General features: G+C 63.8%; 8 protein-coding genes. 2 read left to right on the top strand and 6 right to left on the bottom strand.

Features of this window, described 5'->3' with window-relative positions:
* Positions 1 to 210: 210 nt before the first annotated feature.
* The 5 genes from asd to leuC form a co-directional block, all read right to left on the bottom strand.
* On the bottom strand, positions 211 to 1,323 hold the full coding sequence (gene asd / locus F6X61_RS26605; protein ID WP_110996459.1) for an aspartate-semialdehyde dehydrogenase: 1,113 nt from the start codon (positions 1,321 to 1,323) through the stop codon (positions 211 to 213).
* Positions 1,324 to 1,386: 63 nt separating this feature from the next.
* Positions 1,387 to 2,469, bottom strand: a complete 1,083-nt coding sequence (leuB, locus tag F6X61_RS26600) for a 3-isopropylmalate dehydrogenase (protein ID WP_153789266.1) — start codon at positions 2,467 to 2,469, stop codon at positions 1,387 to 1,389.
* A 53-nt stretch (positions 2,470 to 2,522) separates the two neighbouring features.
* Entirely contained in the window at positions 2,523 to 3,287 is a 765-nt protein-coding gene (locus tag F6X61_RS26595; RefSeq protein ID WP_153789265.1) for a class I SAM-dependent methyltransferase, read from the bottom strand.
* Between the two features lie 130 nt (positions 3,288 to 3,417).
* Positions 3,418 to 4,062 carry a 3-isopropylmalate dehydratase small subunit gene (gene leuD / locus F6X61_RS26590; RefSeq protein WP_125463255.1) on the bottom strand — a complete coding sequence of 215 codons (645 nt, stop codon included), beginning with the start codon at positions 4,060 to 4,062 and terminating at the stop codon, positions 3,418 to 3,420.
* Complete coding sequence (gene leuC, locus F6X61_RS26585; protein ID WP_153789264.1) at positions 4,059 to 5,492, bottom strand: 3-isopropylmalate dehydratase large subunit; 1,434 nt, start codon at positions 5,490 to 5,492, stop codon at positions 4,059 to 4,061. The genes leuD and leuC overlap by 4 nt, the downstream gene beginning before the upstream one ends.
* Positions 5,493 to 5,622: 130 nt before the next feature.
* Here leuC and F6X61_RS26580 point away from each other — a divergent pair, with 130 nt between their 5' ends.
* Entirely contained in the window at positions 5,623 to 6,501 is an 879-nt protein-coding gene (locus F6X61_RS26580; RefSeq protein WP_153789263.1) for a LysR family transcriptional regulator, read from the top strand.
* Positions 6,502 to 6,563: 62 nt separating this feature from the next.
* On the top strand, positions 6,564 to 9,860 hold the full coding sequence (locus F6X61_RS26575) for a PAS domain S-box protein (RefSeq protein ID WP_153789262.1): 3,297 nt from the start codon (positions 6,564 to 6,566) through the stop codon (positions 9,858 to 9,860).
* A 175-nt stretch (positions 9,861 to 10,035) separates the two neighbouring features.
* Here the strand turns inward: F6X61_RS26575 and F6X61_RS26570 are convergent, their stop codons facing one another.
* On the bottom strand, positions 10,036 to 10,479 hold the full coding sequence (locus F6X61_RS26570; protein WP_110996452.1) for an Hsp20 family protein: 444 nt from the start codon (positions 10,477 to 10,479) through the stop codon (positions 10,036 to 10,038).
* Between the last annotated feature and the right edge of the window lie 181 nt (positions 10,480 to 10,660).

Below are 10,660 nucleotides of genomic sequence, written 5' to 3'. Positions count from 1 at the left end.
GGTTACTTTGGCCAAGACCAAAGTAACCCGCCGTAAGGGCGGAAAGGTGACTACGCGTCGACATCGCAAATGAATGCGTATAAAACTTTCAAAACAAACCAACAAACCAACAAACCAACATATTTACTAACAACTTACCCCACCCCATAAAAAAACCCGCACCACTCTCATGGCACGGGTTCTCTCAAACCACAAATCAACCCAGAACGATCAACGCTCCAGCAAAATCCGCAGCATGCGACGCAGCGGCTCAGCCGCGCCCCACAGCAGCTGGTCGCCCACAGTGAACGCCCCCAGATACTGCGACCCCATGTTCAGCTTACGCAGCCGCCCAACCGGAATGTTCAACGTACCAGTCACCTTGGTAGGGCTCAGCTCCTGCATGCTGATCTCACGCTGATTCGGCACCAGCTTCACCCAAGGGTTGTGCTGGCTGATCATGCCTTCGATATCGGCCAGCGGCACATCCTTGTTCAGCTTGATGGTCAGCGCCTGGCTATGGCAACGCATGGCACCGATGCGCACGCAGATACCGTCGACCGGGATCGGGCTCTTGAAACGCCCGAGGATCTTGTTGGTCTCGGCCTGGGCCTTCCACTCTTCACGGCTCTGGCCGTTCGGCAGTTCCTTGTCGATCCACGGGATCAGGCTGCCGGCCAGCGGCACGCCGAAATTCTCGGTCGGGTAGCCTTCGCCACGCATGGCTTCGGCAACCTTGCGATCGATGTCGAGAATGGCGCTGGCCGGGTTGGCCAGGTCATCAGCCACGGCCGCGTGGGTGGCGCCCATCTGCTTGATCAGCTCGCGCATGTTCTGCGCGCCGGCACCCGAGGCCGCCTGGTAGGTCATGGCGCTCATCCACTCGACCAGGCCAGCTTCGAACAGGCCGCCCAGGCCCATCAGCATCAGGCTGACGGTGCAGTTGCCGCCGATGTAGTTCTTGGTACCGGCATCCAGCTGCTGGTCGATGACCTTGCGGTTGACCGGATCGAGGATGATCACGGCGTCGTCCTGCATGCGCAGCGACGAGGCGGCGTCGATCCAGTAACCCTGCCAGCCCGCTTCGCGCAGCTTGGGGAAGACTTCGTTGGTGTAGTCGCCGCCCTGGCAGGTCAGGATGACGTCGAGGGTCTTGAGCTCTTCAATGTTGTAGGCGTCCTTGAGCGGGGCAGTTTCCTTGCCCACGTTCGGACCCTGGCCACCCACATTGGAGGTGGTGAAGAACACTGGCTCGATCAGGTCGAAGTCCTGCTCTTCGAGCATCCGCTGCATGAGCACGGAACCGACCATTCCACGCCAACCGATCAGACCTACACGTTTCATCGCAACTACACCTTTGCTAAAAGTGGGCCGCCACCGGGAGTTTTTGGTGGCGGGCCAGAGAGATTACAGATTCCGCAGCGCTGCGACTACTGCGTCGCCCATTTCCTGCGTACCGACTTTGGTGCAACCGGCAGACCAGATGTCACCGGTGCGCAGGCCCTGGTCCAGGACCAGGCTGACCGCCTGCTCGATGGCCTCGGCCGCCGCCTGCTGGTTGAAGCTGTAGCGCAGCATCATCGACACCGAGAGGATGGTCGCCAGCGGGTTGGCGATGCCCTGCCCGGCGATGTCCGGCGCCGAACCGTGGCACGGCTCGTACATGCCCTTGTTGTTGGCATCCAGCGATGCCGAAGGCAGCATGCCGATGGAACCGGTGAGCATGGAAGCCTCATCCGACAGGATGTCGCCGAACATGTTGTCGGTGACCATCACGTCGAACTGCTTGGGCGCGCGCACCAGCTGCATGGCGGCGTTGTCGACGTACATGTGGCTCAGTTCGACGTCCGGGTAATCCTTGGCCACGTCCTCGACCACTTCACGCCACAGCTGGCTGGAAGCCAGGACGTTGGCCTTGTCCACCGAGCACAGCTTCTTGCCACGCACGCGGGCCATGTCGAAACCGACGCGGGCAATACGGCGCACTTCGCTTTCGCTGTACGGCAGGGTGTCGTAGGCCTGGCGCTCGCCGCCTTCCAGCTCGCGCTGGCCGCGCGGGGCACCGAAGTAGATGCCGCCGGTCAGTTCGCGGACGATGAGGATGTCCAGGCCGGAGACGATTTCCGGCTTGAGCGACGAGGCATCGGCCAGTTGCGGGTAGAGGATGGCCGGGCGCAGGTTGGCGAACAGGCCCAGTTGCGAACGGATCTTCAGCAGGCCGCGCTCAGGGCGGATGTCACGCTCGATCTTGTCCCACTTCGGGCCACCCACGGCGCCCAGCAGCACGGCGTCGGCCTGACGTGCACGCTCCAGGGTCTCATCGGCCAGCGGCACGCCGTGCTTGTCGATGGCGGCGCCGCCGATCACGTCATGGGCGAGGCTGAAGCCGAGCTGGAACTTGTCGTTGGCCAGCTCCAGCACCTTGACCGCCTCGGCCATGATTTCCGGGCCGATGCCATCACCTGGGAGAATCAGAATCTGCTTGCTCATGCTTTCCTCTATCCATCAAAGCGACGCGGCCGCCTCGGCCCCGTCGTGAATAATCAGCGTTCGGCCCAGAGTACCAGCACATCGGTGCTGAACGAGCCATCGGCCTCAATCTGGTAATACTGCCGCACTTCCTCGCCCATGGCTTGCTGCAACTGGCGGATCGCCACGCGCAACGGCTCGGGGGTGCGCATGCGCTCGACCCAGGAGCTCCATTCCAGGCGCAGGCGCTGGCGGGTGTGACTGCGCACATGCAGGCCGGCCTCGCTGACCTGACGCTGCCATTCGGCGGCGCTGTAGTCGCGTACGTGGCTGGTGTCGCGCAGCACTTCGACCGTCTGCAGGTAGGTATCGAGCAGCGGGCTGCCAGGCGACATGACGTCGATGAAGGCCGCCACCCCGCCCGGTTTCAGCACCCGACGCACTTCGCGCAGGGCCAGGCCCAGGTCGCTCCAGTGGTGCGCCGAATAACGGCTGAACACGTAGTCGAAGCTGGCATCGGCGAACGGCAGGCGTTCGGCGGCGCCGCGCTCGGTGGTGATATTGGCCAGGCCGCGCTCGGCGGCGGCGCTGGCGACCACGTCGAGCATGGATTGCGACAGGTCGTAGGCGACCACTTCGCTGACCAGCGGGGCAACGTGGAAACTGACATGACCGGCACCGCAGCCCAGGTCCAGCACGTGGGCCGCACCCTGCCCTGCCAGCTCGGCCTGCAGCAGGGCAAATTCACTGCCCTGGGCGTGCACGGTGCTGCTGAGGTAGGCGCTGGCCTGTTCGCCGAACTGGCGTTGGACTACGTCGGTGTGGGTGGTGCTGGTCATATCGAAATCCTTTGGGTTTTTGTTGCTTGTTCCGGCCTTTTCGCGGGGCAAGCCCGCTCCCACGGGCATCACCTCTCCCTGTGGGAGCGGGCTTGCCCCGCGAAGAGGCCAGTACTGCTAACTACACACTTCAGGCATCACGGAACAACCAAGGCTGGCTGGCGCGATGCTTGCCTTCGAAGGCCTTGATCGCGTCGCTGTCCTGCAGGGTCAGGCCGATGTCGTCGAGGCCGTTCAGCAGGCAGTGCTTGCGGAACGCGTCGATCTCGAACTTCAGCACCTTGCCGTCCGGGCGGGTCACGGCCTGGGCATCGAGGTCGATGGTCAGCTGGTAGCCCGGGTTGGCTTCGACCTGCTTGAACAGCTCGTCGACTTCAGCGGCATCGAGAATGATCGGCAGCAGGCCGTTCTTGAAGCTGTTGTTGAAGAAGATGTCGGCAAAGCTCGGCGCGATCACGCTGCGGAAACCGTACTCGTCCAAAGCCCATGGCGCGTGCTCGCGGCTGGAGCCGCAACCGAAGTTCTCACGCGCCAGCAGCACGCTGGCACCTTGGTAGCGCTTGTGGTTGAGCACGAACTCTTCGTTGACCGGGCGCTTGCTGTTGTCCTGGTAGGGCTGGCCCACGTCCAGGTAGCGCCACTCATCGAACAGGTTGGGGCCGAAGCCGGTGCGCTTGATCGACTTCAAGAACTGCTTGGGGATGATCTGGTCGGTGTCGACGTTGGCACGATCCAACGGCGCGACGAGGCCAGTGTGCTGGGTAAAGGCTTTCATGCTGCGCTCCCTTGGATCAACTCGCGGACATCGATGAAGTGGCCGGTCACCGCGGCGGCGGCGGCCATGGCCGGGCTGACCAGGTGGGTACGCCCACCGGCGCCCTGGCGGCCTTCGAAGTTGCGGTTGGAGGTGGACGCGCAGTGCTCGCCGCTCTCCAGGCGGTCCGGGTTCATCGCCAGGCACATCGAGCAGCCAGGCTCACGCCATTCGAAGCCGGCTTCGAGGAAGATCTTGTCCAGGCCTTCACGCTCGGCCTGGGCCTTGACCAGGCCCGAGCCCGGCACGACGATGGCCTGCTTGACGCTGGAAGCGACCTTGCGCCCCTTGGCAATTTCGGCTGCGGCGCGCAGGTCTTCGATGCGCGAGTTGGTGCACGAGCCGATGAACACACGGTCCAGCTGGATATCGGTGATCGCCTGGTTGGCACTGAGCCCCATGTACTTCAAGGCACGCTCGATCGAGCCACGCTTGATCAGGTCGGCCTCGGCGGCCGGGTCCGGCACACGCTGATCGACGGCCAGGACCATCTCGGGCGAGGTGCCCCAGCTGACTTGTGGCTTGATCTGGCTGGCGTCCAGCTCGACCACGGTGTCGAACACGGCGTCGGCGTCGGACACCAGGTCTTTCCACGATTCGACCGCTTGCTTCCATTGCTCGCCTTTCGGCGCGTACGGGCGGCCTTCGACGTAGGCGACGGTGGTCGCATCGGTGGCCACCAGGCCCACACGGGCGCCAGCCTCGATGGACATGTTGCAGATGGTCATGCGCCCTTCCATCGACAGCTCGCGGATGGCGCTGCCGGCGAATTCCATGGCATGGCCGTTGCCGCCAGCGGTGCCGATCTTGCCGATCACGGCCAGGACGATGTCCTTGGCGGTGACGCCGGCAGGCAATTGGCCCTCGACGCGCACCAGCATGTTCTTCATTTTCTTGGCGACCAGGCACTGGGTGGCGAGCACATGCTCCACCTCGGAGGTACCAATGCCGTGGGCCAGGGCACCAAAGGCGCCGTGGGTGGAGGTGTGCGAGTCGCCGCAGACCACGGTCATGCCCGGCAAGGTCGCGCCCTGCTCGGGGCTGATGACGTGGACGATGCCCTGGCGTTCGTCGTTCATCTTGAATTCGACGATGCCATATTCGTCACAGTTCTCATCGAGGGTCTGCACCTGCAGGCGCGACACCTGGTCGACGATGGCCTCGATACCGCCCTTGCGCTCTGGCGTGGTCGGCACGTTGTGGTCGGGCGTGGCGATGTTGGCATCGATGCGCCACGGCTTGCGATTGGCCAGGCGCAGGCCTTCGAAGGCCTGGGGCGACGTCACTTCGTGGATGATGTGGCGGTCGATGTAGATCAAGGATGAGCCGTCATCGCGGCGCTTGACCTCATGGGCTTCCCAGAGTTTGTCGTAGAGCGTTTTGCCAGCCATCAGACTGTTCCTCATCAGCGTCTTTCTATGCCAAAGACCCCTTGGCTTGTACGGACGATGCTATGGCGATAGATTGAATAACTCAAATTCATAATTTTCATGCTTTGCATAACCATCGGGAATCTGAATCGTGGACCTGGCCAACCTCAGCGCTTTTATCGCGATTGCGGAAACCGGCAGCTTCTCTGGCGCGGGCGAGCGCCTGTTCCTTACCCAGCCGGCCATCAGCAAACGCATCGCCGGGCTCGAGCAGCAACTGGACGTACGCCTGTTCGACCGGCTGGGGCGCGAAGTGAGCCTGACCGAAGCCGGCCGCGCCCTGCTGCCCCGTGCCTATCAGATCCTCAACGTGCTCGATGATACCCGCCGCGCGCTGACCAACCTGACCGGGGAGGTGAGCGGTCGCCTGACCCTGGCCACCAGCCACCACATCGGCCTGCACCGCTTGCCACCGGTGCTGCGGGCATTCACCCGGCAGCACCCGGCGGTGGCGCTGGATATCCAGTTCATGGATTCAGAAGCCGCCTACGATGAAATCCTCCATGGCCGCGCCGAAATTGCCGTGATCACCCTGGCGCCCGAGCCGCATCACCTGGTCCGGGCAACCCCAGTGTGGGAGGACGCCCTGGACTTCGTCGCCGCGCCCGAACACCCGCTGGCCAGCAGCGGCCAGGTCAGCCTGGCCGACGTGGCCCGGCACCCGGCGGTTTTTCCCGGCGGCAACACCTTCACCCACCACATCGTCCAGCGCCTGTTCGAAAGCCAGGGCCTGACGCCGAACATCGCCATGAGCACCAACTACCTGGAAACCATCAAGATGATGGTTTCCATCGGCCTGGCGTGGAGTGTGCTGCCACGTACTATGCTGGATGAGCAGGTGGCGTCCATCGCTCTGCCCGGCATACAGCTGTCGCGCCAGCTAGGCTACATTTTGCACACAGAACGCACGCTATCGAACGCGGCCAGGGCCTTCATGGCCCTGCTCGACAGCCACGCGGGGCCCGCCTGACCGGTCGTCAGTACGGCAGTACACTCCTCAAGGACGCGACATCCGCCAAAGGTCTGGTACCGATGCCCAAATCAGCAAACCGCTTTCCGCGCCTGCCGCGCATCCCTGCGGTCGATCCCCAGGAATCGGAGCAGGCCTGGCAGAATGCCCCGCAACTGCTGGCCGCACTCAACGGCGCGAACCTGGGCGCCTGGCTATGGGATATCGAGAGCGGCCGGGTCAGCTGGTCGCGGGGCACCCAGGCGCTGTTCGGTTTCGACCCCCAGCGCCCACTGCCCAACGATGTCGACTACCTCGACCTGCTGCCCGATGAAGACCGTGCCCGCACGCGCCAGGCGTTCCAGGCCGTGGTCAATGGCGAACCCATCGAGCAGGCCATGCGCCACCGCATCCGCTGGCCGGACGGCAGCGTGCACTGGCTGGAGATCAACGGCAGCCTGACCCACGACGTCCACGGCCGACGGCAGATGATCGGGGTGATCCGCGAAATCACCCGCCAGCGCGAGCGGGAAAACGCGCTGATCAATTCGGAAAAGCGCTTCGCCACCCTCTTCCACCTCAGCCCCAACGCCATCCTGCTCACCCGTCGCCACGACGGGCTGATCATCGAGGTCAACCAGCACTTCGAACATATGTTCGGCTGGCCAGGCGCCCATGTGGTCGGCAAGACCAGTGTCGAGCTGGGCCTGTGGGTCAACCCTGAGCAGCGCCACCTGGTGCTGGAGGCCACCCGCGCCGGCAGTGGCCCGCTGACTATGGAGGTGCAGTTCCGCGCCACCAGCGGCAAGATCCATGACGGAATCCTCTGCACCCAGGGCATCGAACTGGAAGGCATCACCTACCTGATCAGTACCTTTGTCGACACCACCGAGCGCAAACGCGCCGAGCAGGCGCTCAAGGACAGCCAGGAACGCCTTGACCTGGCGCTGGACTCGGCCCAGTTGGGCACCTGGGACTGGCACATTCCCAGCGGCATGCTCTATGGCTCGGCCCGCGCCGCCCAGTTGCACGGGCTCGACCCGGTGCCGTTCCACGAGTCCTTCGATGCGTTCTTCGAAGGGGTGCCCGAACACGAGCGCAACTCCATGCGCCAGGCTTACCGCAGCCTGCGCGAGGGACCGGCCGGCAACTACCAGATCACCTACCAGGTACAACTGGACAACGGCGCCACGCGTTTTATCGAAAGCCGCGCGCGGCTGTACCGTGACGAGCAGGGCAAACCGCTGCGCATGGCCGGCACCCTGCTGGACATCACCGACCAGGTAGAGCGCGAACAACGCCTTACGGCCTCGGAAGAAAAATTCGCCAGCCTGTTCCAGGTCAGCCCGGACCCGATCTGCGTGACCCGCCAGGACACCGGCCAATTCATCGAGATCAACCCGGCCTTCAGCCAGACCTTCGGCTGGAGCGCCGAGCAGGTGCTGGGCCGTACCGCGGGGCAGTTGGGCCTGTGGGCCGAGTCGGCCGAGCGCGCCCAGCGCATCGAACGGGTGATCCGCGACCAGGCCCTGAGCAATGTGGCGATCGGGGTCAACCACCGCAACGGCGGGCCTTTGACCTGCGTCATCTCCAGCCGCCTGATCAGCGTCGACGGCCAGGCCTGCAGCGTCACTACCCTGCGCGACATCACCCAACAGCAACGCGCCGAGGCGGCGCTCAAGGCCAGCGAGGAGAAATTCGCCAAGGCGTTCCATTCCAGCCCCGACGCCATCACCATCACCGAGCGACGCAGCGGCCGCTACCTGGAAGTCAACGACGGGTTCTGCCGGCTGACCGGCTACAACGCCAGCGAGGTGGTCGGCCGCACGGTCTATGAACTGGGCATCTGGGCCGACGACAAGCAACGCAGCGCCCTGCTCGGCGAGCTCAAGGCACGAGGCCGGGTCCATCACCGCGAGATGCTCGGGCGCAACAAGCGCGGCGACATTCTCACCGTGGAAGTGTCGGTGGAGCCGATCAGCCTCAACGAAGTCGACTGCCTGTTGCTCACCGCACGGGATGTCAGCCTGCTGAAGAACGCCCAGGCGCAGATTCGCCACCTGGCCTACCACGATCCGCTGACCAACCTGCCCAACCGCGCTCTGCTGATGGACCGCCTGAGCCAGCAGATTGCCCTGCTCAAGCGCCACAACCTGCGCGGCGCCTTGCTGTTCCTCGACCTCGACCATTTCAAGCACATCAACGATTCGCTCGGCCACCCGGTGGGCGACGCCGTGCTGAAGATCATCACGGCCCGCCTGGAAGCCAGCGTGCGCCTCGAGGACACCGTGGCACGCCTGGGCGGCGATGAGTTCGTGGTATTGCTCAGCGGCCTGGAAGGCAGCCGCGAACTGGTGGAAAGCAAGGTCCGCGAGCTGGCCGACACCCTGCGCGAACTACTGGCCGAACCCATGTCGCTGGATGGCCAGCGCCTGCAGGTGACACCCAGCATCGGCGTGGCGCTGATCCCGGACCACGGCGCCACCCCCGCCGACCTGCTCAAGCGCGCCGACATCGCCCTGTACCGGGCCAAGGATTCCGGGCGCAATACCACCCAGCTGTTCCACACCACCATGCAAAAGGCCGCCAGCGAGCGCCTGCGCATGGAGAACGACCTGCGCCTGGCGCTGGCCCGCGGCGAGCTGGCCCTGCATTTCCAGCCCCAGGTCGATGCCCGTGACAATCACATCGTCGGCGCCGAAGTGCTGTTGCGCTGGCACCACCCGCAACTGGGCCAACAGCCGCCGTCACAGTTCATCCAGGTGCTCGAGGAAAGCGGGCTGATCCTGGAAGTGGGCAGCTGGATCCTCGACGAAGCCTGCGACGCCTGCGCGCGCATGCTCGAGGACGGCCTGATCGACGCCGACGACTTCAGCCTGTGCGTCAACATCAGCCCCCGGCAGTTCCGCCAGAACGACTTTGTCGCACGGGTGCTGCGCAGCCTCGACGACTACCGCCTGCCGCGGCACATGCTCAAGCTGGAGATCACCGAAGGCATCGTCATCCAGAACCTGGAAGACACCATCAGCAAGATGCGCGAGCTCAAACGCTATGGCGTCAGCTTCGCCATGGACGACTTTGGCACGGGCTACTCGTCACTCACCTACCTCAAGCGCCTGCCGGTGGATGCACTGAAGATCGACCAGACCTTCGTGCGCGACGCGCCGGTCGACCCGAATGACGCCGAGATCGTCCGCGCCATCGTCGCCATGGCGCGCAGCCTGGGCCTGGCGGTGATCGCCGAAGGTGTCGAGTTGACCGAGCAACTGGAGTTTCTGGAACGGCTAGGCTGCCACCTGTACCAGGGCTACCTGCACAGCCGACCGCTGCCGCTGCCGGAGTTCCGGCAGATGCTGCTGGAGGCGCCGGCGGATTATTGAAAGGGCCTGGCAACCGATAACGTGCGTGGGAGCGGGCTTGCCCCGCGATGGCGACATGAGACTCAACATCGCCATCGCGGGGCAAGCCCGCTCCCACGCCATTCACATTGCATTCATCTCCTGCACAAAACAAAAAGGGCACCCGAAGGTGCCCTTTCGTTCATCCCGTGCGAACTCAGTTCAGCGCAGGCTTGTCGCCATTGATCGGGATGCGCTTGGCCTTGGCTTCTTCCGGCACCACGCGCAGCAGTTCGATGCTGAGCAGGCCGTTGGCCAGGCCGGCGCCTTTGACCTCGATGTGGTCGGCCAGGCGGAACGACAGTTTGAAGGCGCGCTGGGCGATGCCCTGATGCAGGAAGGTGACGCCTTCGTTGCCGTTATCGCGTTTGCCACCAGACACGGTCAGGACGCCTTTTTCAACCTGCAGGTCGAGGTCCTGTTCCTGGAAACCGGCAGCGGCAACCACGATGCGATAGTGGTCTTCACCATGCTTTTCCACGTTGTAGGGCGGGTAGCTGCTACCGGCCTCGTTGCGTGCTGCAGCTTCGAACAGGTCGTTGAAACGGTCGAAACCGACGGAGTTGCGGAAAAGGGGTGCGAGAGAGAAAGCGGTAGTCATGGTCATAAACTCCTGAGATTCAGCAAGTAAGTCACTACGCGACCCGACTTCGGCATCACGTACTCAAAGAGATATGGCCGGGCAAAACGCTTTCAAGGGCCCTGCTGAAAATTTTTGCTGGCGTGCAAACGCAATCGCGGGGCAAGTCGGAGCGCCGAACCGCCGCTCCCACGAAGTGGAC

The organism is Pseudomonas sp. EMN2, assembly GCF_009650555.1.
Taxonomy (GTDB): Bacteria; Pseudomonadota; Gammaproteobacteria; order Pseudomonadales; family Pseudomonadaceae; genus Aquipseudomonas; species Aquipseudomonas sichuanensis.
This window is presented reverse-complemented; position numbering and strand designations above follow the sequence as displayed.